This window comes from Psychroflexus montanilacus (genome assembly GCF_020164535.1).
Lineage (GTDB): Bacteria > Bacteroidota > Bacteroidia > Flavobacteriales > Flavobacteriaceae > Psychroflexus > Psychroflexus montanilacus.
Window position 1 is genome coordinate 271446 of the sequence record NZ_JAIQZC010000004.1, and the last position, 22573, is coordinate 294018.

Annotated in this window: 23 protein-coding genes; 12 read left to right on the forward strand and 11 right to left on the reverse strand. The window is 37.3% G+C overall.

Annotated elements, in window-relative coordinates; translation table 11 throughout:
* Positions 1-749 precede the first annotated feature (749 nt).
* From LB454_RS12250 to LB454_RS12280, 7 genes are all read left to right on the forward strand, one after another.
* Positions 750-2201 carry a hypothetical protein gene (locus LB454_RS12250; RefSeq protein WP_224464965.1) on the forward strand — a complete coding sequence of 484 codons (1452 nt, stop codon included), beginning with the start codon at positions 750-752 and terminating at the stop codon, positions 2199-2201.
* 328 nt (positions 2202-2529) lie between these two features.
* Positions 2530-2763 (forward strand): DUF2683 family protein, encoded by a 234-nt coding sequence (locus LB454_RS12255; protein WP_224464966.1) that lies wholly within the window; start codon positions 2530-2532, stop codon positions 2761-2763.
* Positions 2764-2878: 115 nt separating this feature from the next.
* On the forward strand, positions 2879-3025 hold the full coding sequence (locus tag LB454_RS14180; protein ID WP_323670358.1) for a Txe/YoeB family addiction module toxin: 147 nt from the start codon (positions 2879-2881) through the stop codon (positions 3023-3025).
* Between the two features lie 125 nt (positions 3026-3150).
* Positions 3151-4179, forward strand: a complete 1029-nt coding sequence (trhO, locus tag LB454_RS12265) for an oxygen-dependent tRNA uridine(34) hydroxylase TrhO (protein WP_224464967.1) — start codon at positions 3151-3153, stop codon at positions 4177-4179.
* A gap of 280 nt (positions 4180-4459) precedes the next feature.
* Positions 4460-5710, forward strand: coding sequence for a hypothetical protein (locus tag LB454_RS12270; protein ID WP_224464968.1), 1251 nt, complete (start codon positions 4460-4462; stop codon positions 5708-5710).
* 416 nt (positions 5711-6126) lie between these two features.
* Positions 6127-6273: a PLDc N-terminal domain-containing protein gene (locus tag LB454_RS14225; protein WP_224465071.1), complete on the forward strand. Its 147-nt coding sequence runs from the start codon at positions 6127-6129 to the stop codon at positions 6271-6273.
* 16 nt (positions 6274-6289) lie between these two features.
* Positions 6290-7228: an endonuclease/exonuclease/phosphatase family protein gene (locus tag LB454_RS12280; RefSeq protein WP_224464969.1), complete on the forward strand. Its 939-nt coding sequence runs from the start codon at positions 6290-6292 to the stop codon at positions 7226-7228.
* A gap of 49 nt (positions 7229-7277) precedes the next feature.
* Here the strand turns inward: LB454_RS12280 and LB454_RS12285 are convergent, their stop codons facing one another.
* From LB454_RS12285 to mutY, 8 genes are all read right to left on the reverse strand, one after another.
* Positions 7278-8186 carry a DMT family transporter gene (locus LB454_RS12285; protein ID WP_224464970.1) on the reverse strand — a complete coding sequence of 303 codons (909 nt, stop codon included), beginning with the start codon at positions 8184-8186 and terminating at the stop codon, positions 7278-7280.
* Positions 8187-8604: 418 nt separating this feature from the next.
* On the reverse strand, positions 8605-9396 hold the full coding sequence (locus tag LB454_RS12290; RefSeq protein WP_224464971.1) for an MBL fold metallo-hydrolase: 792 nt from the start codon (positions 9394-9396) through the stop codon (positions 8605-8607).
* A 165-nt stretch (positions 9397-9561) separates the two neighbouring features.
* On the reverse strand, positions 9562-10509 hold the full coding sequence (locus tag LB454_RS12295) for an alpha/beta hydrolase family protein (protein ID WP_224464972.1): 948 nt from the start codon (positions 10507-10509) through the stop codon (positions 9562-9564).
* Between the two features lie 96 nt (positions 10510-10605).
* The gene (locus tag LB454_RS12300; protein ID WP_224464973.1) at positions 10606-11079 is read right to left on the reverse strand and encodes a hypothetical protein; all 474 of its coding nucleotides are present in this window, start codon (positions 11077-11079) and stop codon (positions 10606-10608) included.
* 80 nt (positions 11080-11159) lie between these two features.
* Positions 11160-11717, reverse strand: coding sequence for a gliding motility lipoprotein GldD (gene gldD / locus LB454_RS12305; protein ID WP_224464974.1), 558 nt, complete (start codon positions 11715-11717; stop codon positions 11160-11162).
* Positions 11710-13053 carry a gliding motility-associated protein GldE gene (locus LB454_RS12310; protein ID WP_224464975.1) on the reverse strand — a complete coding sequence of 448 codons (1344 nt, stop codon included), beginning with the start codon at positions 13051-13053 and terminating at the stop codon, positions 11710-11712. Before LB454_RS12310 ends, gldD begins: the two co-directional genes overlap by 8 nt.
* Positions 13054-13072: 19 nt before the next feature.
* On the reverse strand, positions 13073-13519 hold the full coding sequence (locus LB454_RS12315) for a single-stranded DNA-binding protein (protein WP_224464976.1): 447 nt from the start codon (positions 13517-13519) through the stop codon (positions 13073-13075).
* A 33-nt stretch (positions 13520-13552) separates the two neighbouring features.
* The gene (gene mutY, locus LB454_RS12320; RefSeq protein ID WP_224464977.1) at positions 13553-14623 is read right to left on the reverse strand and encodes an A/G-specific adenine glycosylase; all 1071 of its coding nucleotides are present in this window, start codon (positions 14621-14623) and stop codon (positions 13553-13555) included.
* 134 nt (positions 14624-14757) lie between these two features.
* Between mutY and LB454_RS12325 the strand changes: the two genes are divergently transcribed.
* The 3 genes from LB454_RS12325 (at position 14758) to LB454_RS12335 (ending at position 17462) form a co-directional block, all read left to right on the forward strand.
* Complete coding sequence (locus tag LB454_RS12325; protein ID WP_164003638.1) at positions 14758-15048, forward strand: HU family DNA-binding protein; 291 nt, start codon at positions 14758-14760, stop codon at positions 15046-15048.
* 287 nt (positions 15049-15335) lie between these two features.
* Positions 15336-16880: an Rne/Rng family ribonuclease gene (locus tag LB454_RS12330; RefSeq protein WP_224464978.1), complete on the forward strand. Its 1545-nt coding sequence runs from the start codon at positions 15336-15338 to the stop codon at positions 16878-16880.
* Between the two features lie 90 nt (positions 16881-16970).
* On the forward strand, positions 16971-17462 hold the full coding sequence (locus LB454_RS12335; RefSeq protein WP_224464979.1) for a regulatory protein RecX: 492 nt from the start codon (positions 16971-16973) through the stop codon (positions 17460-17462).
* On the opposite strand, the gene LB454_RS12340 is transcribed toward LB454_RS12335, so the two are convergent.
* From LB454_RS12340 to LB454_RS12350, 3 genes are all read right to left on the reverse strand, one after another.
* Entirely contained in the window at positions 17455-18342 is an 888-nt protein-coding gene (locus LB454_RS12340; RefSeq protein WP_224464980.1) for a cupin-like domain-containing protein, read from the reverse strand. The genes LB454_RS12335 and LB454_RS12340 overlap by 8 nt on opposite strands.
* A 77-nt stretch (positions 18343-18419) precedes the next feature.
* On the reverse strand, positions 18420-19508 hold the full coding sequence (gene bioB / locus LB454_RS12345) for a biotin synthase BioB (protein WP_224464981.1): 1089 nt from the start codon (positions 19506-19508) through the stop codon (positions 18420-18422).
* Positions 19509-19588: 80 nt separating this feature from the next.
* Positions 19589-20743, reverse strand: coding sequence for a beta-ketoacyl synthase N-terminal-like domain-containing protein (locus LB454_RS12350; protein WP_224464982.1), 1155 nt, complete (start codon positions 20741-20743; stop codon positions 19589-19591).
* A gap of 178 nt (positions 20744-20921) precedes the next feature.
* On the opposite strand from LB454_RS12350, the gene LB454_RS12355 reads away from it, so the two are divergent.
* The gene (locus LB454_RS12355; RefSeq protein ID WP_224464983.1) at positions 20922-22085 is read left to right on the forward strand and encodes a PSP1 domain-containing protein; all 1164 of its coding nucleotides are present in this window, start codon (positions 20922-20924) and stop codon (positions 22083-22085) included.
* Entirely contained in the window at positions 22072-22557 is a 486-nt protein-coding gene (locus LB454_RS12360) for a gliding motility lipoprotein GldH (RefSeq protein WP_224464984.1), read from the forward strand. The genes LB454_RS12355 and LB454_RS12360 overlap by 14 nt, the downstream gene beginning before the upstream one ends.
* Positions 22558-22573 lie beyond the last annotated feature (16 nt).

Consider the following 22573-nt stretch of genomic DNA (forward strand, 5'->3'; position numbering starts at 1 on the left):
AGAATTTCATATTATATAAGATGATTTTTCTATGTTTTAGCATCGAGCGGAGTCGAGATGAAGTTGGTTCCCGACTAAGCTTATGCTGAAGTATTCAAGTACTCGAACTTAAACGAAAAAGTCATTAAAAGCGCAATCGAGACCTTCTTTGAAGTTTGACTCTCGATTGCGCTCGAGGGGACATTCTTCTCGACTTTAGTTGACGCTAAGCTTGATCATGTACTCGAAATGGTTTGCCAACATCGAAATTTTACATTACAAATGAACACTTAATTGTACATCTCTTTGCCATAGATATGTGTGTTGAAAAAGCTCTGAATGACCAGGGCTTTTTTATCATCCCTTAAATACCCATCTCAATCTTCCCTCTACTTCAACTATGCTCAGTAAAGACTGGAAAGAAAAGCATATTTAAATTAATATGCCGGAAGTATAATTGTAGCTTTTTCTCTCCTTGCATTCGAGGATTCCTATTATTAACGGGAGAGCCTGCCAGCAAAAAACTTGAAGGCAGGCAATGCGCAATACCGATAGACATACGGAGTCTATCTATGTTCCAGACCTCCAAGTCTTCTTTTTACTCGTCACTTAACTCATAAAAACACCTACCTTAATTCTGTTTGAGCAAATATAAAAGGGTTATTTCGACAAAACGTTTGTTGATATAGAACATAATTCTATTTTTAGAGCAAATTTATAACTAACAAAAATCAATCTATTTTAATCAACTTAACTTATAACCTATTGAAATGAAAATTACGATCATCCTTCTATTATTATTTGTGAATACCTGTTTTGGTCAATATCCTTTCCTGGAAATTAATGCGAGTGATATCCAGTCCCGATGGAAAATTCAAGACGCTTATCTTATTGAAGATTCAAAAACCAATTCCTATTATGCCATACTTGAAGAAGATAAAGTAACCCACGGATTTAAATTTGATGGTACAGGAACACTTGTGAATCGAATTACTTCTGAAGGCTTAAAGAGGAAGTACAAAGAAATTATTGGACACATTATTAAGAACAATAAGTTGTTACTCATTCAAAAAAATGATAAAGGAAATAAGTTTGCTTATATACAATACGATTTCATAACAGGAAAAACAAAGGAAGCAGAATACGATATAGAAAAAAGAACAGACAGGTTTGTAGAGAGCTACTGTACTTCAGATCGTTGTATTATCTATACCATTGATATCAGTAATCATAATAGTTTAAAAAAATGGGAATATACTATTGATGGCACGTCTTCAGTAAAAGAAATCTTTTTAACCAAACAATTGAGAATGAATGGAATAAAAGACAATTATTTAAGCTCTTATATTATTGAATCTCAAGGATTCTCTTCGAATATAAATTTGGTAAAAGTAAATAACAAAATACCAAATAATATTGAAATCACAGCCAATCCAAATAAAATGTACGAATATGAAGATGGTTTTGTTTGGACATTAGACGCAGATTTGGAACATACGATACTAATCAATTTTGATTATCCAGAATTTGAGCCAGTTGTTAGACTCATCAAAAAATCTGAACTGGAAAAAAATCGAGGTACCTCCAATTCCTTTTTGTTTGAGGATAAAATCGCTCAGGTGATGTCCAATAATAGAGAATTGATCGTCGACTTTAAGTCAGTTGAAAATCCTGAACTTCTTTATAAAACATTAAGGGTAGATAAAAAAGAAGAGATTGAGTTCAAAAACACCCCTATCCTGCAAGAAGGAGCAACCTACAGTTTTGGGGGAACTAGAAAATTAGAAAAAACCTCCAAACTGCTTCGAAAAATGTCTAGTCAGGATAATGGAATTTCAGTGAATAAGAATGATGATCACTACCATATCACTATTGGCGGTAAAAGAAAACAAAACTCTGGTGGGGGCATGATGATGCCTGGGTTTGGTGCAGTACCTATGGGTGCTTTTGGTGCTATGACAACGAGTTTTAATCCTACATTTTTTGCCTACGGTGTGTATTCCAATACAGGTTCCACCAGAATTGAGTGCCTCTTTGATCAAGACCTGAACCATGTGGAAGGTGAGATTACAAAAAATGTTTTTGATAGGATTGATGACTATAAGGAAGTGAACGAAAGAAATATAAAGGTTGAAAGTATTACATATTTTAACAATAGAGTCATACTTGGCTATTTAAGTCTTCGAGAGGATAGGTATCTATTTAAAAGCTTTGAATTATAAATAAGCACAAGAGTTCTCGACTTCGCCTGACTTTGCTATTATTCAGACTCGAACCTCAACAAGAAATTTTGCCCTACTACAATTTTATAGAGTGTTCTACTCTATTTGAATGTTTGAAAAAAATAACCGAAGGCCAGGTTGAGAGCGATTGGGAAAATCTACCTGATAACAAGACGCTATGACTCCACTTCAAAAAACACCCATCTCAATCTTAACCTGAGGTAAGAAGAGCTGACTAGAGATGATAGTTAAATCCAGATATATAAAAGTTAGATTTTTGATTCTTAGGTCTTAAGTCGTATCTTTATAATTCAAATGTTTGATCAAAATGACAACAATAACCTTGAAAATCAATGAAAATTCTGAAAAAGGAAAAGCACTATTAGCCTTTTTAAAAGCTTTTCATGTCGATAAAGATAAGGATGATGTCCAGCTTGTTGAAGACTCTAAAAACCCCTACAATCCTGAATTTGTAAAAAAAATTGAGCAAGCCAAAAAGGAAGTTGAAGATGGAGAAACCTTCTTAATCGAAACAGACTCCATATGGGAAAGTATAAAATAAAAATTACTAAAACTGCCCAAGAAGATTTAAAGAGACATAAGAAAGCTGGAAATAAATCTGTTTTAAAAAAATAGATATTATTTACAAAGAGCTTAAAATTCATACTTACACAGGTATAGGAAAACCCGAACAACTAAAACATAATCTTTCTGGATACTGGAGTCGAAGAATTAATAAAAAAGACCGTCTGATTTATCAGGTTGTCGAGGATATCGTCACCGTTTATATCATTTCAGCAATAGGGCATTATGATGATAAGTAACTTTTTAATGTCATTTTTGCTAGTTTAAAAATTATCAAGTCATAACCTCTCAGTGTTTTTAATCTTTTACAAAAAAACTACCTTTGCACTTCATAATTTTCTTTTAACCCAAATATTAGTATAGCATGCAACTGTACAATAAACTAAGTTCAAAAGAAAGGGAGCAGCTTATCGAACAAGCTGGTGAGGAGCGCCTTACCCTTTCTTTTTACAAGTACCACCAACTCAAAGATCCCAAGGCCTTTAGAGATGACCTGTTTATCCACTGGAACCAACTCGACGTTCTGGGGCGCATTTATGTAGCCCACGAAGGCATCAACGCCCAACTGTCGGTGCCGGCCAAAAAGTTTGGGGAGTTCAAAACCTATCTGGATAGCATCGATTTCCTTAAGGATGTGAGGCTCAACATCGCCATCGAGCACTACGACAAGGCCTTTTTGAAACTGAAAATCAAAGTCAGACCCAAGATCGTTCACGACGGGCTAAACGATGCTACGTTTGACGTTACCAATAAAGGCGTGCATGTAGATGCCATGAAATTCAACGAACTGATCGAAGATCCCAACACCGTATTGGTGGACATGCGTAATCACTACGAGAGTGAGATCGGCCATTTCAAAAACGCCGTCACTCCAGATGTGGATACCTTTCGCCAGTCGCTGGACATCATCGAAGCCGACCTCAAAGACCATAAAGAAGACAAAAATTTGGTGATGTACTGCACCGGGGGCATTCGCTGCGAAAAAGCCAGTGCCTACTACAAACACAAGGGGTTCAAAAAAGTCTATCAGCTGGAGGGTGGCATCATCGAGTACGCCAGGCAGGTAAAAGACAAGAATCTCGAAAACAAATTCTTCGGCAAAAACTTCGTGTTTGACGATCGCCGTAGCGAGAAAATATCCGACGATGTTATTGCCAAATGCCACCAGTGTGGAAAAGCCTGCGACACCCACGTGAACTGTGCCAACGACGGCTGCCACTTGCTCTTTATCCAATGCGAGGACTGCGCCCAGGAAATGCAAGGCTGCTGCTCAACCGACTGCAAAGACATCATTCAGTTGCCCTACGAAGAGCAAAAACGCTTAAGATCCGGTAGACCCGCTGGCAATAGAAAATTCAAAAAGGGCCGCTCTCCGGTCCTGAAGTTCAAATAAGGACTTTACTCAGTTTACTTATAAGTCCCCTTAAAGCTTTTAAAAGGTTTAGGGGGATTTTGTTTTAAGATACATTGAGGTTTCTACAATACATTTCTTAGTGCATTATAGTTAGCCTTAACCTCCAGTCTGTGAGGAACCTCTACTGAAGGTGAAGTGAGTAATCTAATGACATTCTCTAAAATGAATAAAACCAGTAAAACTTCTTTAATTCGTAACTGTTTTAAATAAAAGTGTATTTTTATAGATATAAAAGGAGTTAGCAACAATTATTATAAGTATGATTCTAAAAAAAGAAGAATTAAATAAAATTAATGAGATAAATAATTTTATAATTAAATATTGTAAACCTCATATAGATCAATATCGAAATAAAATGATCTTTACTGATAAACGTATTCAGGAAATTATAGAAGAAGAGGAAGATATAGAAGGAATTGAATTATACTTTCCACAAGAATACGAACCACTATATATTGAACCGGATGACCTAATAGGTCTTGAAGAGGACATTAAATCAATTGAGATTGTAAATAATGGGTTTATAAAAACTAAAAATAGTAGATACTACATTGTAAATCCTAATAATGAAATTGACCGATTCATATTAGATATTCACTACGATTTAAATTTAGAAACTGAAAATTATTTATTACAACTAATTTCAGAGTCTCCAATTGTTGGAATGGCAGCTACCCATTTAGGAGAGTTTGGTGATGAATGGCGAACTGCAAGTCAATATTTCGCAATTGTAATTCACTATGATGATAATCCAGCAATTTTAAGTGAGGAAGAAGAGAGAAAGATAATTGATTCTTTCATTTTTGAAATTGCTGATACAACTGGGATTGCACTAAATTTTTCTGAAATAAGAAATCCCACAGAAGATTTTTACGATGTTTCAAGAAGTCTTCAGGAAGAATCCGTTCAGAGTTTAAGAGATTTAGAACCATTTAATGATGGAATGTCTTTGTTTGTCTCTGCAATACAAATTAATGATCCAGAACTTAAATTTCTAAACTTTTATAAAGTACTGGAACATTTTTCTCCAATTGCTTTAAATATAGAAGCCAATGAATTGATGAGAAAAAAACTAGATGCTCCTAGAATTAATTTTGAAAATGGAGATTATATAAGATCTATATTTGATTTAGCAAATTCTATGTCTGATAAACTAAATGACATTGATCTCATTATAGCTTCCTTCAATAAATGTTTTGATTTTATAGGGTTATTTAAGAAACTTCCCAATTCTATCCAAAGGCAGGTAAAAGGGCAACTTAAAATTCAAAATTTAAACTATCAGACTGAAAGTGATAAGATTAATTCTGCTATAAATACTATAGCAAAGATTATAGTAAAAACTAGAAATAAGGTGGTACACGCAAAATCAAATTACAAGCCAGAAGGAAACGAAGTTAAATTAAAAGACTTCAAGGAACTAAATGAATTCATGAAAGATGCGAGTTCACAAGCTATAAGGTGGTATGCCAGACAACCCGCACATATGAAATTAGATATTATTCAATAACTGCCGCCAACAAAACTTCATCGCCAATAGCCTGCATCATTAGAAAGGAAATAATTAATTTGATCAATAAACCACAATCGTGAAACAAGCTTTATTACCTAAGTATTAAAAGAAGATCTAGGTTTATTTGCGTTGTCATTCATTGGATTAATTTTAAATCTATTATACAGCGATGTGATCTCAATAGATTCTCAATCTCTCGAATGGATTTTTAAAGACATCCTTCTTATCGCCTTGCTCTACATAGCCTTTGCTTGAGAGAAAGAAGAATCTGAACAGTTGAATACAGTTCGATTCGAGAAACTAAAAGATTCTGTTGTAGTGGGTGGCGTTGTTATTCTTCTGGAATCCACCTAATACTCCGTATAAAAATGAATCCATTTCTCGTCGAAGTTTTTTTATCAACTTTAGTTTTGATGCTTATCACTTTTGTCATATCGGTAATTGATATAACTAAGACTAAGCTCAACAGAAAAGAAAAGTTATTTTGGATCATTATTGTTTTAGCATTCAATATTTTTGGGATAGCCTACTATTTTTTAACTGGTAAAAAAAAGAGTTGAAAACCATCTAAATGATATGCCGAAAATCTCACCAGTCAACAAGCTACTTTGGGTATTAATCCTTGGAGTGGTTTGCTTTTCTATTTTTCCCAACCTCTTTTCTGGGTATTGGCTTTTGGATGTCTTCTCCAATTTTAAATTACAGTATGTTATTATCTCCATCATCTTGTTAATTAGCTCCTATTTTATTCTTGAAAGGAAAAGGATGGCCTTAGTCATTTTGAGCATTAGTTTACTCTGGAATGCCTATTATATCCTGCCGTATTACGTGTCAAACATTGCTAATATCGACACCAAAAAAGAGCTTAAGCTCTCAAGTGTAAATTTATGGTCTGGTAATACTAAAATTGATTTTGTAAAGAAGTACATCCAAGAAGAAGATCCAGATGTGTTAGTCCTGATGGAACTTACTCCGGCCTGGGAAAGTCAGCTCAAAACCAGCATAACTGCTTATGAGCATAAGGAATTAGTCGCCCGGACTGATAATTTTGGTATCGCTGTGCTTAGTAAATTTCCGATGAATTTTACAGTAAAATACTTTAGACAGTCCACTATGCCCTCTATTGTAGCAGATTTTGAAGTTGGAAACGCCACCTTGACTCTGGTAGCGACACACCCGGTTCCACCTCTTGGCCAAGCTGCTTTTGAGAGCAGAAACCAACAGCTCTTAGATATTGTGGAAAACAGACCCAGGTTCTCAGAATATCTGATCATTGCTGGCGATTTTAATACCTCTTCATTTTCTAGTCATTTCAGAAAACTGACAACTGGTGACCTTAGAGATAGCAGAATTGGGTTTGGCTTGTTACCCACATGGCCTGCAGACTATCCCATTCTGCAATCGACTCTGGACCATATCCTTGTTTCAGATCCTATAAAAGTAATTGAGCGATCCACAGGACCTTCAATTGGATCTGACCACTTACCCATTTCAATCAAAATAGGGATACGTTAATCAATTTTAAACTTCAGATTTATAAATGCAGTAGAGGTTTATAAATCCCTTAAGCCTTCTCCAAAGCTTTAGCCTGTTTCTCCTTCTTCTTCCGGTTAGAAATATAAACACCAAGTAGAATCACTCCACCGGCAGCGAGTTGAAGAAGATTGAACTGCTCGCCATCCAAAAACCCCCAAAACAGGGCGACGATAGGGATCAGGTAGGTGACTGAGGTCGAAAATACAGGGTTGGATAACTGAATCAATCGGTTAAAAATGATCTTGGCCAGAGCCGTTCCCAAAAGCGCTAAGACTGCGATATATCCCAGAGAGGTTTGGACGACCTCCTGCGCCAGAAATTCAGCATTAAAAAAGCCCGTAAATAGCAAAATTCCCAAGGCAAAGGGAATTAAAATCAAAAACGAACCCGTCGCGATCCCTAAGGCAGAAATGTTTTCAAGATAAGATTTCAAAATATTGGCATTGAAGGCATACATAAGTGAGGCCAGGACTGGCAGGGCAGCAAACCAGTAATTCTGGTTGGGATTGAGCGAAGCGCCAGCCAAAATCAAAAGGACAGAGCCGACCAAACCTACCACAACGCCTATAAATTGTTTTTTGAAAAAAGCTCTGCTAAAAAATAAAACGCCAGTAATCAACGCCAAAAGCGGTACCGTTGAGTTCAATATCGAGGCGATAGCGCTGTCGATTTCCGTTTCAGCAATAGAGAACAGCAGAGTGGGCAGCATGGTCCCAATAAAGCCTGAAATGGCGATCCACTTCCATTGCCACTTTTGGATTTGCTTTATTTTCCTAAAGCCTATGATGCCAAGAAAAACCCCGGTGATCAACACCCGTAAAGCTGTGAGCTGAAGCGGAGAAAAACCGTCCAGTCCTTTTTTAATCAGGATAAACGAGCTTCCCCAAAGGAAAGCCAGTGAAAAAAGAAATACCCACTTTAATTGATTTGCACTCAAACCCACATTTTTGTGCAAAAGTCAGTTATATTCTTTAACACGATTAATAAATTCGGGTTAAAACTTTTTAACCTGAGTTCCATTAATACTTCATTGTTTTCAACTCTCAATCCATTGAGAAAATGTTATCCACGAATATCCCATTGAACTTTTGGAAATTTTAGAATTTCATTTAATATAAAGTGACGTTTTTATTTGTTTTAGCATCGAGTACTTCGACCAAGCTCAGTATAAACTCAGTCGAGATGTGGATGGTTCTCGACTGAGCCTGTCTTGAGCTAAGACGAAAGGCTCGAACTTGAAACAGGAAATTGATAATTAATGATTCATATAAAAAACGTCATTAGTAGAGGATTATAGGGGTGTTTTCTATAAGACTTGAAACAAGAAATTAAATTCCGTTTTGATCTTAGTTGATTTACTCAGCTGTTGGGTACCAATTCAAAAGCTCGACCTGGATGTCTTTCTTCCCCTCATCCACCAAATTTTTGAACTTCTCAACATCGGCAAGACCACCTTGTCCACGATAATGGTATGGATACACTTCTTTAGGCTGGAACGCCAGCACGCCTTCTGCAGCAGCGTCTACGCTCATGGTGTAAGGCAGGTTCATACAGACAAATGCTTTGTCGATGTTTTTTAAAGCTCTCATCTCTGGCACAGCTTCAGTATCGCCAGAGAAGTAAATTCTCATGCCTCCTTTTTCGATAACATACCCATTGCCTCGACCTTTCACATGTCTTACCTCGTCCTGATCGCCTTGGTTGTACATCGCCACCCCTTCAATCTTGAAGCCGTCAATGGTTTTTGACTCTTCATTTTTGAGAATCACCAACTGACTGGTTAGCTCCCCTTCCATTTGATCGGCCACGGCTTGTGGAACAATGATTTTGGTTTCGGAAGTAGACACCGCCTCCAGCGTTTCCAGGTTGAAATGATCCCCGTGAATATCGGTGACCAAAATTAAATCTGGTGAGGGCTGACCATCAAAAGCTTCAGCGCCACCAACGGGATCGGTATAAAACACTTTGGAATCCAGTTTAAACATCGAGGTAGCATGAGAAATTGGGGTGATTTCAAATTCGGTAGTTACCTCTTCTGAAGTTTGAGCGATGTCTTCGGTTTTAGAATCGTCTTGATTGGTTTTGGCCTCTTTGCAGCCTAACAACGCTAATGTGATCAGGGATAAATAAAGTAGTGATGTTTTCATAGGTGTGAATTTTTGTTTTAAATCTAGGATTATCTTGAATAACAGTACAGACTTTATAAATAGTTTATAAATAAACTGCTGTTTTGACAATCAAATTTCCACCAGACGTTTAATCTTATAAAGAAATAGATGTATAATATCTAGACAAGCAATGTAATGGTCTTGTTATTTTGACTTTATAAACTTAGTAAGAGCGGTTACCAGTTCCTCAGAGATCGAAAAATCTGGTGTACCATAGGACTTTAAATTATCCTCATCCTTTTCAATATTTTTTAAAACATGATTCATGTTATCGATAAGAACTAGCTCAGATTGTGGATTTGCCTGGTGTAAAGCTTCGGCTTCTTCGGCCATAACCTGCAAATCTTTTCTACCATTAACAATTAAAGTAGGTTGGCGAACTTTCTGGATTTCTTCTAAGGGGCTATATTTCATCCAGGATTCAAAAAACGGTAAATTTGGAGGACTAAATAACTGAGCAAATATGGGATCGACTTGCTCTATGCTGCCCGTGGTTCTGAGTTCATCAAACTGAGAAGTCATCAGACCTGCAATTGAATCTCCAAGTTGTTTTCGATACTGTTCTGTCAAAGTTTCATCGACACTTGAAGCCGGACCCGCAAGTGACACATATCTATCAACCTCCTCCGACATCGCTAACATGCCAATCAAACTGCCCTGACTATGACCAATAAGGCTTATATCAGAAAACCGTATGTCGTCTTTAAAATGCTCAATTGCTACTTTTAAATCCTCGACAAATTCTAAAAATGAAATGCCCTGAGTATAAAACTGCATGTTTTCTTTGGTAGCGGTTCGCTTGTCGTATCTATAAAAAGCAATACCGTTTTCATTTAAGGCTTCAGATAATTGTTTAATATAATTAGCTTTGACACTACCGGCTTGGTTTCCATTTCTATCGACTTTACCGGAGCCGTGCACATAAATAACCAGAGGTTGCTTGTCTAAGTGTTTTTGATACGTCAAGGTTCCTGGCAATAAAATACTGTTGTTTTTGAGATTGAGTTCTTCAGCTGTGATTTCAGATTGCGCCGTTAGCAATACAGGGATAAGGAATGCTAAGACAAGGATGGGTTTTAAAGTTGCTTTCATAATGTATCATTATGTTATAAATTTAGAACAAAACCAGTTAAAACATGTTTAGTTTTTAATGATTTTGACAAAGTAAGAATAGTCGGACTCAAGTTTTCATCTTTCTATCCTTTTTTCTTTAGGCACATTTACAATCCCTGAACCCTCTACAAGCCATTTTTTATTGCTATGTTTCAGCTTTAGTGTTAGTCGAAATTCAGGCCAGTTGATCCCTTTTACAATCATATATTCAGAATCAATTTGGTCAATTTCGAATTGATTTGGATGGTCCTGAGCATCTAAAATAGGATCAAAACCAATTCCAAGTTCCGGGTCTTTTACTTCAGCTTCAGTGATTAATCTTGTGAATTCTGTCTTGAAATGTCTTGTTAAGTCTTGATGTTGATTTACCCACTCCAGACTGCTTATTTCTTTAGTGGAGTCATTAAGAAAATCAACATAATCGTTGATAAACTCAAGGGCTAAATTATAATCAGGTTGAATTGTTTTAAGTCTTTCTGTCTTTAACCTTGTTGAATTAAAGCCTAAAATTGAAAATCCAAAAAATATGATGAGTGTGCGCACTGCCATCTTTTTAACTTTTGCTTATTATCAAATATAAGCTACTTTTTTAAACTTGGATTCAAGCTTAAAATAAAGAAATAGAAGACTTACCTCCACTCCAGACTTTCCATCAAGTGTCTCATGTCTTTCTTAAGATAACTGGCGGCAGGTAAAATGGAATCGTAATTGGGTTTGGCTTCAAAGTAAATCGAACCTGTCAAAAAGTGAGAGGTGCTGTCGGTGATATAGAATTGAGCTTGCGAAGCGGCATCACCTTCCACTTCATAGAAATTACCGTAGGTTTGCTTGTCGTCATTTTTATAAATGCTGGCTTCAATCAAATCGGCCTTAATGGTATGCTTTTCTGGAAGTTTTTGACCGTCAAGAAGCAGCTCTCTCAAGTTATCTTCTACTGGTGAATAGGTCAAATAGATTTTAGCCTTCATTCTCGGATAATTTAAGTTGATCCAACATGGCTTATTTGGATTACTCTTTTCCAAATTTGAAACTGTGTTTTTTTCAAAAACAAAGGGACAATCTAGGTCAACTTTATTATACTGGGCTTCATCGTAGGTTAAAGCCAGAAAACCTGAAGGTTTTGGCTGAGTATTTTCATTACATGAAACCGAAAAGATCAACATCAAAACAAAGAAAGGTTTATACATTTTCTCTGATTTTTTCTTTATTGATTTTCACTTTAAGCTGCACTATACGTTTACTGTCCAGAGCCTCCACAGTAAAGTCAAAATTGCTAAAAGCGATCACCTGTCCTTTCTTGGGAAAACCTTTGGAGGATTCTAAAACAAAGCCCGCCAGGGTTTCGGCCTCGCCTTTATTGGACTCTAATTCTTCTATTTTATCATCGGTTAATTTCAGAATTTTATAAAAATCCTTTAGTGGGGTCTTTCCTTCAAACACGTAGGTAGAATCATTGATTTTAGAATAAATTACATCTTCATCATCAAATTCATCGCTGATGTCTCCTACGATTTCTTCAATAATATCTTCCAAAGAAATCAGACCACTAGTACCGCCATATTCATCCACGACGATGGCAAGGTGGTTTTTTTGCTCCTGGAAATCTGCCAGGAGATCGTCCAGCTTTTTGTTTTCTGGAACAAAATAGGGTTCTCTGACCAAGGCCTGCCAGTTAAAATCTTTCTTCTGAAGATGAGGCAGTAAATCTTTAATGTATAGAATTCCTGTAATATTATCGACGTTATCTTCATAAACCGGAATTCTGGAATAGCCATTTTCCATGATTTCTTCCACTACTTCATGAAACGGCTGCTCCACATTGAGCGCAAATATATCCAGCCTTGGGCGCATGACCTGCTTGGTATCTGTGTTTCCAAAGGAAACAATCCCCTGAAGTATTTTCTTTTCATCTTTGGAAGTGTCGTCTTCGCTGGTAAGTTCCAGTGCCTGGGACAACTGGTCTACACTTAAGTTGGTTTTCTGTTTACCAAATCGGGTTTGAATCAAATTGGTGACCGAACGCATGGGTAAACTCAAAGGTGTAAGCAATCTGTCCAGAACACTCAATGGAACCGCCATAAAGTGAGCAAATACCACATTGTTTCTATTAGCATAAACCTTTGGCAAAATCTCACCAAACATCAAAATCAAAAACGTTACCAATCCAACGTCTATGATGAATTTAAGACTTATTCCAAAAAACAAGGTGGTGCTGTCCCCATAAAATACTTCACTAATGGAGGCGTAGAGCAAGACAATAGCGATGTTGATAAAATTATTGGCGATGAGAATGGTGGCCAGTAATTTTTTAGGCTTATCGAGTAAGTTGATAATGATTTGCTCCTGCTTGGACACATTGCCTTCTTTTACATCAAAATCGGAAGGTTTTAAAGAAAATAGGGCCACTTCCGAACCAGAAATAAGCGCAGAGGAAATAAGCAGAATAAAGAAAAATATAATCTTGAAGATTTCAGTAAATTCTATGACTGAAAATAAGATGTAACTCGAGGGGCCGGGTTCCAAAATTTAAATAAGTTTAGTTTTAAAAAGGTAAATCATCTTCTTCCTCTTCCGTAGCCTGAGGCATCGGTGTAGGTTTAGATTTGGATTGAGAAGCTGGAGCATTGCTCGCATTATCTGGAGTATTCCCATCTTTAGGAGTCAAAAAGGTGAATTCCAGACACTGTATCTCTGTAGAATACCTATCCATTCCTTTGTCATCTTGCCACTTGCGTGTTTTGATGCGTCCTTCAATATATACTTTGTCCCCTTTTTTGAGGTATTTTTCGCAAATTTCAGCAGCCTTATTCCTTACTACAATGTTGTGCCATTCGGTATTGCTTACTTTTTCGTTCGTCGCCTTATTGATGTACTCTTCGTTGGTGGCCAAAGGAAAGCGCCCAATGCAATTTCCGCCTTCAAAATAATGCATCTTTACCTCATCGCCTGTATGTCCAATAAGCATAACTTTGTTGAGTGTTCCTGCCATAATAATAAATTTATGTAAATGTAAGAAAAAGAATTATGCTATAGGAAATTCAGATTCTATAAAATTTTGAATCAGTACAGGCACGGCAAGTTGGCGTAAGTCTTTTATCTGGATAAGTTCCTTTTCGCCTAAAAGTTCACCTTCAGAAAGTAGGCCTCTCACTTGTATGTCAATAAAAGTCGCCATGATTTTTCGATGGGAAAGCAGGTGAACAACCGGTTTTTCATTATGGATGTTGATACTTTGAATGAGTTCTGCTGGGATATTGGTCGCTTCGCTTACCTCTTCTGAAGTTGGAATTTCCCGGGCTTGTTCAGACTCGATAAGTGGAAATTCATAGAGCCCTTTCCAAATGCCTGCTCCACTTCTTTTTTGAACCAGGGTTTTTTCTTCTGAATCTGTAAGTACCAGATAGTTGAAATATCGTTTTTTGACTTTCGTCTTTTTCAATTTAATAGGTAATTCTTCCTGAATACCTTTTTGAAAAGCGACACAATCCTTCTGAAAAGTGCAAAACATACATTTTGGCGATTTGGGTCTGCAATGCAGAGCGCCAAACTCCATAATGGCCTGATTATAAAGTGCAGGATTTGACTCATCCAGTAGTTCCTGAGCTTTTAATTTGAATTCCTTGACACCTTCCGTAGAGTTTATGGGGGTGTGAATTCCAAGAAATCGAGAAAGTACGCGTTGTACATTACCATCGACCACCGCGACAGGCTCATCATAAGCAAAAGAGGCGATGGCAGCGGCGGTATAATCACCAACGCCTTTTAAAGTTTTTAAATCTTTATAATTATCAGGGAAAACGCCATTTAAGGTTTTGCTAACATACTGAGCCGTAAAGTGAAGATTTCTGGCACGGGAATAGTAGCCTAAACCCTGCCATAATTTTAAAACTTCATCTTCACTTGCATTGGCTAAATCATGAACGCTAGGAAATCTGGAAACAAACTTTTGAAAATAGGGCAAGCCTTGCTTGACTTGGGTTTGCTGCAATATAATTTCACTCAGCCAGATGATATAAGGGTCTTTGGTATGTCGCCAAGGCAAATCTCTATGTTCTATCATGTACCAATCTAGCAGACGTTTAGAGAAATTCATTCTTTGTTTTTTGCAAGTATAATTCATATCCGCCTACTATTTAGAGCATTGTGTTTAATTATTGCGGATTAATTACTTATATTTGCAAACTCAAAAAAAATCTAAGATTAATCCTGAATAAATATTTTTGAATTATGACGAAAGCAGATATCGTGGCTAACATTTCAGACAAACTCGGTTTAGAGAAAAATGAAGTCCAAGCTACTGTAGAAACCTTTATGGATGAGGTAAAGAATTCTTTAGAAGGTGGAGATAATGTGTATCTAAGAGGTTTTGGAAGCTTCATCGTAAAGACTAGAGCGGAAAAGACAGGTAGAAACATTTCAAAAAACACTACAATTAAAATCCCAGCGCACAATATTCCAGCATTTAAGCCTGCAAAAATATTTGTAGAGGGAGTAAAACAAAACGTTGAAGTAAAATAAATTTTTTAATAATCAATAAAATACAAGCCTATGCCAAGCGGTAAGAAAAGAAAGAGACATAAGGTAGCTACTCACAAGAGAAAAAAGAGAAGTAGAGCTAACCGTCACAAGAAAAAGTAGTGATTCACTACTTTTTCTTATTAAAATAAGTTCTTTGACATTGAAATTCTCATGTGTTGAATTTCTAAATAATTTAAACTGTAATCCATTTCAAATCAATTGTTTGAGGATTACTTATGTATAATTTTAGTCTGTAGTTTTACACAGACTTTTTAAATCTAATAAGCGTGAATAAGGAATTAATAGTACGTTCTAGTTCCGACGCTGTAGATTTTGCCTTATTAAAAGATGGAAGACTCATAGAGCTCCATAAAGAAACAGAAGGATTCGATTTTTCTGTTGGTGATATATTTCTAGCCAAAATTAGAAAAGCTTTGCCAGGTCTCAATGCTGCATTCGTAAATGTAGGTTATGAAAAAGATGGTTTTTTACACTACCATGACCTTGGACCAAACGTCAAAACTATGTTGAAGTTTGTAAAAAAAGCCACCTCCAATCAATTGAAGAATTTCTCTTTGAGAGATTTTACTTTTGAGGAAGAAATCGACAAAAATGGATCCATAGCAGATACGCTACATTCCAACCAATCTGTTCTTGTACAAGTCGTAAAAGAACCTATCTCTACCAAAGGCCCAAGATTGAGCAGTGAGCTTTCTCTTGCAGGTCGCTATATTGTTTTAGTCCCTTTTTCAGATCGGGTTTCAGTTTCTCAGAAAATTGAAAGTAAAGAAGAAAAAAACAGACTAAAGCGGTTAGTAAAAAGTATTAAACCCAAAGGTTTTAGTGTCATTATCAGAACTGTTGCAGAAGGCAAAAAGGTAGCTGAAATTGACCAAGACCTTCAAAATTTGATGAAACGGTGGGAAAACATGTGCAAAAAGCTTAGCAAAGCACATCAACCCTCTAAAGTTTTGGGTGAGCTAAATAAAGCTTCATCAATATTAAGAGACATGTTCAATGACTCCTTTACATCTATAAGCGTAGATGAAGAAGTCACATTTACACAAATAAAAGATTATGTCGGGAAAATTTCCCCAGACAGAGAATCTATTGTTTCCCATTATAATAATTCTAATGTTCCCATATTCGAAAAGTATGGTATAGAAAGACAAATCAAAACGTCTTTTGGAAAAACCGTAACTATGAAAAAAGGAGCTTATCTAGTCATTGAGCATACAGAAGCTATGCACGTGATAGATGTCAATAGTGGAAACAGAAGTAATAAGGCCAAAAATCAAGAAGATACAGCACTCGAAGTCAACATGATAAGCGCAACAGAAATAGCGCGTCAGTTGAGATTAAGAGACATGGGCGGAATCATTGTTGTAGATTTTATCGACATGAACAACCCAGACAACCGAAGAAAACTTTACGAGCATCTTAAAGATGAGATGAGCGATGATAGAGCAAAACACAAAATCTTGCCCCCAAGTAAATTTGGATTGATCCAGATCACCAGGCAACGTGTTCGTCCAGAGATGAACATCAAAACCCGTGAAAAGGATCCCAATAGCGACGGAGAGATTGAAGCTCCTATTGTAATTGTAAACAAAATCAATGCAGATCTGCAAAAGATCTTGAAGAAAGGAAATAAAAAGATAACGCTTACTGCGCATCCTTTTATTGCAGCCTATCTGATGAAAGGCTTTCCTTCTCCCAGAAGCAAGTGGTTTTTTGATTTCAAAAAATGGGTGAAAATCCAACCACGAGATGCCTACAATTACTTAGAATATCATTTTTACGACCAGGATGGTTCGCTTATCAAAGTTTAAGCTCTTGATATTATTTTTTATAAACCCCATATTCCAATGAGAATATGGGGTTTTTTGTTTTTGTATTTTTGCAAATATACTTTTTAGAAAATGCCACAAGACAAGTTCAAAGCCAAGAAATCCTTAACTGTAGATGAAGCCTTGCTGAAGTTGATGAACTATTGCGTTTACCAGGACCGCTGCCATCAAGAGGTAGAGAAAAAGCTAAACGATCTGAAAATGTATGAGGACGCCAAAGCCTACATCATCACCAAACTCATTGAAGAAGATTTTTTGAATGAAGAACGCTTTGCCAGAAGCTATGCCCGTGGTAAATTCAGAATAAAAAAATACGGCAGACTACGTATCCTTCGAGATTTAAAAGCTAAAGACATTTCGGTCTACAATAGAAAAGCGGCTTTATCTGAAATTGATGAAGAAGATTACCTGAAGACACTTAGGGAACTCTCTGAACAAAAACTGAAGACTTTAAAAGAGCCGGATGACTATAAAAAAAAGCAAAAACTGTATCAACATCTGGCTTACAAAGGCTACGAGACCGATCTAATCTACGACGTCATCAATGACTTACTTCCTATGTGATTTCCTTATGTAATCGCTTATTTTGGCGGCGGTAGGCTAATTTATTTTTATACTCTATCCAGTCATCCCCTTTCCATTTTCGCATCGTATTTTCTACAAACCTCATCACGGTCAAGTTATAAATGGCTTTGCTTAAATTCTTTGCACTTCTTGGCAAGGTTCTTAAGCTCATAGAAAATCCAGGCGTGAGATAAGTCATATTGTGCCAGTAACCCTCTGGCATATATAGAGCTTCGCCGTGTTCTAGATAAGCTTCATAGCCTTGTGCCAGTTTCAAGGCTGGGAACTTTTCCAAATCTGGATTGTTGAAGTTAATTTCATTCAGACTTATAAGCGCGTTAGGCACTTTATAAAGGTATTTGGTTTCTGAAGGCGGATAGATGATACAACGCTTTTTACCTTCAAAATGCACGTGCAGGATATTGGCAAAATCGATGTCATAATGCATGAACACTGAAGAGTTTTCTGCTCCAAAAAAGAGAAAAGGCAGTTTTTTTAAAAACTTCACGCCAAGATGAGGCATTTTGTAGTGGCCCTGAAGCTCAGGCACTTCATTCATCAAGTTGAAAAGAAAAATCCGATAATCGGTTGGACCTTTTTTCAATAAATCCACATAATCTTTCAGCTTCATTTTGGCGTGAGGCTCGTTGAATTTATCTTTTGCAGAGACGGGTCTATTATCGTATAAAGGCACCTCCACCTCTCCAGCAATCTCTTTAAGGTAAGAAAGTGACCACTTTTCATAAGCAGGCCAATCCTTGGTTAGTTGTTCTATCACAACGGGCTTTTGAGGCTTGACATACTTCTCGAGAAAATCTTTCGGAGAAATAGTTTTTACTCGTTCGACCGCCTGCAGATTGAGTTTTTGATTGGTGTTCATAACATACAAAAATAAGCTTCATTTCGGGATATACCAAAATGAAGCTTATTCTCAATTTTAAATAAGGTTATCGTCGACTAGACCTTAGACTTAGCCTTCTCTTTTGCCTCGACATTTCGTTCTATCGTATGTCCAGGTCGCGACCATTTTGGCTTTTCACCAAGTGGTTTGTATTGAGATTCCTCTGCAGAAACGGATTGTGGCTGAGATTTTTTCTCAAATGGTTTTTGTGGTTCCAGTCCAAGTAATTTGAACATTTCCATGTCTTCGTTCACGTCAGGGTTGGGCGTGGTTAACAGTTTATCTCCAGCAAAGATAGAATTGGCTCCAGCGAAAAAGCACATCGCCTGTCCTTCTCTACTCATATCTGTCCTTCCCGCAGACAATCTAACTTGCGTTTCTGGCATTACGATCCTAGTCGTCGCCACCATACGCAGCATTTCCCAAATGGATACTTTTTGCTGTTCTTCCAATGGTGTTCCTTCTACAGGAACCAAAGCGTTGATAGGAGTAGATTCTGGCTGAGGATTCAAGGTAGCCAGTGCTACCAGCATACCTGCTCTATCCTCTAAAGATTCTCCCATACCTATAATTCCACCACTACACACCGTCACGTTACTTTTTCTCACGTTACCAATCGTATCCAGTCTGTCCTGATAGCCTCTGGTGGAAATCACTTCTTTATAGTATTCTTCTGAAGAATCTAAATTGTGATTGTAAGCATAAAGTCCTGCTTCTGCCAAACGTTGCGCCTGGTTTTCTGTAACCATTCCTAGCGTACAGCAAACCTCCATATCCAGTTTATTGATGGTTCTTACCATTTCCAACACGTTGTCAAACTCCTCTCCATCCTTCACATTTCTCCAGGCAGCTCCCATGCACACTCTGGAACTGCCAGAAGCTTTTGCTCTCAAGGCTTGTGCTTTTACCTGAGACACACTCATCAAATCATTGCCTTCAATATCGGTGTGGTATCTTGCCGCTTGAGGACAGTAACCACAATCTTCTGGACATCCTCCAGTCTTAATAGACAATAGCGTAGACACTTGTACTTTATTAGGGTCATGGTGGATTCTATGCACCGTTGCTGCTTCATAAAGCAATTCCATCAAAGGTTTATTATAAATGTCTAAAATCTCTTCCTTAGTCCAGTCGTTTCTTGTCATGGTATTTTATTTAATGATTCAAAAATAGAAAAAAGTAGGTGTAATATCTATTCTGAAAAAAATTTGAGTCAAATTAATTCTTAAAGTTTGGGTTTTTCTAGCAAAATACTCACCGCATTTCCCCCAAATCCTACGGCATTCACCATAACCGATTCTATAGCTTTATCAGGAATTTGTTGCTTATAAAACGGATTTTCAAAAAACTCGCCTGTTGTCAACATCAGCAAAGCCATTTCTATACTCAACATGCCTGAAGCCCCAAAGGTGTGGCCTAGTTTCCACTTGTTGGTCGTGAGTAACGGAAGATTTTCAAAAGTACTTTGAATCGCATTGACTTCTGCCTGATCTCCTTTTTTGGTCCCTGGTGCGTGTAGAACAATAGCATCTACTTCGGTTTTTCCTGCTTCTTTCAAAGCCATGGTCATGGATTTTTGAAAGCATTGCGCATCCGAAGAAATGGAAATATTATGCGTGATCTGTTCGGTTGCAAAACCAAAGCCTGTAATTTGTGCCAAAGCATTTTCTGGAGATTTGGACATCACTGCCGTGGCAGCAGCTTCGCCAAGAACCAAAGAATTCTGAAGTTTATCCAGTTTTAAACTTTCGCAGGGAAAATCAGAATCTAATTTGGAATAGAGTTTCAAAGCCTGCATTTGGGCAACGGTAAACTCTGTAAGAGGCGCTTCAGAACCACCCACCAAAAACAAATCGCACATCTCGGCTTCCAGCCAGGCTTTGGCATTGAGCATAGCGTGAAGTGCTGTGGAACAGGTGATGGAATGGCTGATGTTAGGGCCATCCACTCCCAGGTCCTGCGCCACCCAGGAAGAAATATTCCCTAAAGTGGTGGTGGGAGAAGTGAGTGGTGATAATTTTTTGCCTTCCAGAAAATCTTTGTGGTGATTTTCAAATAAGGTTGTGGCTCCACGAGAAGAACCGATGTTGATTCCTGTGGATTCGGGTTGAAACTTTAGTTTTGACATCGCTTGTCTGGCCGTCAGCATAGCCATCAAGACAGATCTGTCCAGATCTTTGTACCTTGAGTTTTCTTGAGAAAGTTTTTCAATTGCTTCTGAAGATGGCGTTGCAAGACTGGCACCTAAAACTGAAGTTGAATTCCATTTCAGTTGTGAAAAATGGGTAGAATTGATTCGGTAATTTTTCAGAATGGTTTTCTGATCATGACCTAATGCGGAAATGGATCCAAAGCCATTGATGTATATGGGGTGTTTCAAGTGAACTAATTTTTGAAGCAAAGATCGAAAAAACTAAAGCTATACGCTATCAAATTCAGAAGAAGTCGGCAAAAAGCGATGGAATGTCTCTAGTAATTATTTGGTATCTTTGACATTTGGAATAAGAAAGATTAATCTTCAGCGTTTTAAGTAAGAAGCGCTTCAATATATATAATTTATGGGATGTAGCAGTTGCTCAACCGGAAAAGATGGCCAGCCTAAAGGCTGTAAAAATAACGGCACTTGTGGGACAGATGGATGTAATAAGCTTACAGTTTTCGACTGGTTATCTGACGTAGAACTTCCAGGAGGTCAGGAAGCATTTGACTGTGTGGAAGTAAGATTTAAAAACAGTAGAAAAGAATTTTTTAGAAATACAGAGAATCTTACATTATCCATAGGAGACATTGTGGCTACAGAGGCTTCACCTGGACATGATATTGGTATCGTTACGCTTACCGGAGAACTGGTGAGAGTACAGATGAAAAAGAAAAAAACAGATCCTAAGTCCAAAGAGGTTTTAAAAGTCTACAGAAAAGCCTCTCAAAAAGACATTGACGTATGGCAAGCTGCCAGAGAGCGTGAAGATGCGATGAAGGTAAAAGCCAGACAAATTGCTATTCGTTTGAACTTGAAAATGAAAATCAGCGATATCGAATTTCAAGGTGATGGTTCCAAAGCTGTGTTTTACTACACCGCAGAAGAACGTGTGGACTTTAGGCAACTGATAAAAGAATTTGCTTACGAGTTTAAGACTCGTATTGAGATGCGGCAAATAGGCTTTAGACAAGAAGCAGCCAGGCTCGGTGGCATTGGATCTTGTGGTCGTGAGCTATGCTGTTCTACCTGGTTAACCGATTTTAGAACCGTAAAAACGTCTGCAGCCAGATATCAGCAATTATCATTGAATCCATTAAAACTTGCGGGGCAATGTGGAAAACTGAAGTGCTGCCTCAATTATGAACTGGACACCTATCTTGAGGCCTTAAAAGACTTCCCGAGACAAGATCAAAAATTGACAACTAAAAAAGGAGACGCCGTTTGCCAGAAAATTGATATTTTCAAAGGGAAATTATGGTATGCCTACGAAAAAGAATACAACAACTGGATTGAGCTGGATACCGATGCAGTAAAAGTGATCCTAAAGGCTCAGCGTGAAAAAAATCCTGTAGCCAGCTTGGAAGAGTTTACCTCTGAAATTACTATAGAAAAAACTGAATTTTCTAACGATTTTGGGCAAGATAGTTTAACGCGTTTTGATAAACCAAAGCGAAAGAAGCCTAGAAACAAAAGGAAGTCTAGTAAACATAAGAAGTCAAAAAAGAATAATGCGAAGTCTTAAGCTTTCCCTTTTCCTTGGCTTTATTATAAGTCTGGTAGGTTGCCAGGATAAAATAGTATTTTCAAAGTATAAAAGTTTTTCAAAAGGTTGGTCGACAACAGACACCTTGCGTTACAACTTCGAAGCACCAGACACTATTAAGCCTTACCATTTGTTTTTCAATACAAGGCTTAATCAAGATTATGAATTTGATAACTTGTATCTTATTGCTAAAATTTCTTTTCCCAATGGAAAACAAATAGGAGACACTTTGGAATATGAAATGGCTTATCCTAACGGGGAGCTCATGGGAACTGGTTTTGGCAGTATAAAAGAAAGCAAACTGTGGTATAAATCCAACGTGACTTTTACAGAGAAAGGTGACTACAATATAGAAGTAAAACATGCCATGCGTAAATTTGGTAAAATAGAAGCTTTAGACACGCTTCAAGGAATTATGGATTTTGGCATACATTTGGAAGCAGTAGAATAGACTGTAAATTAATGCC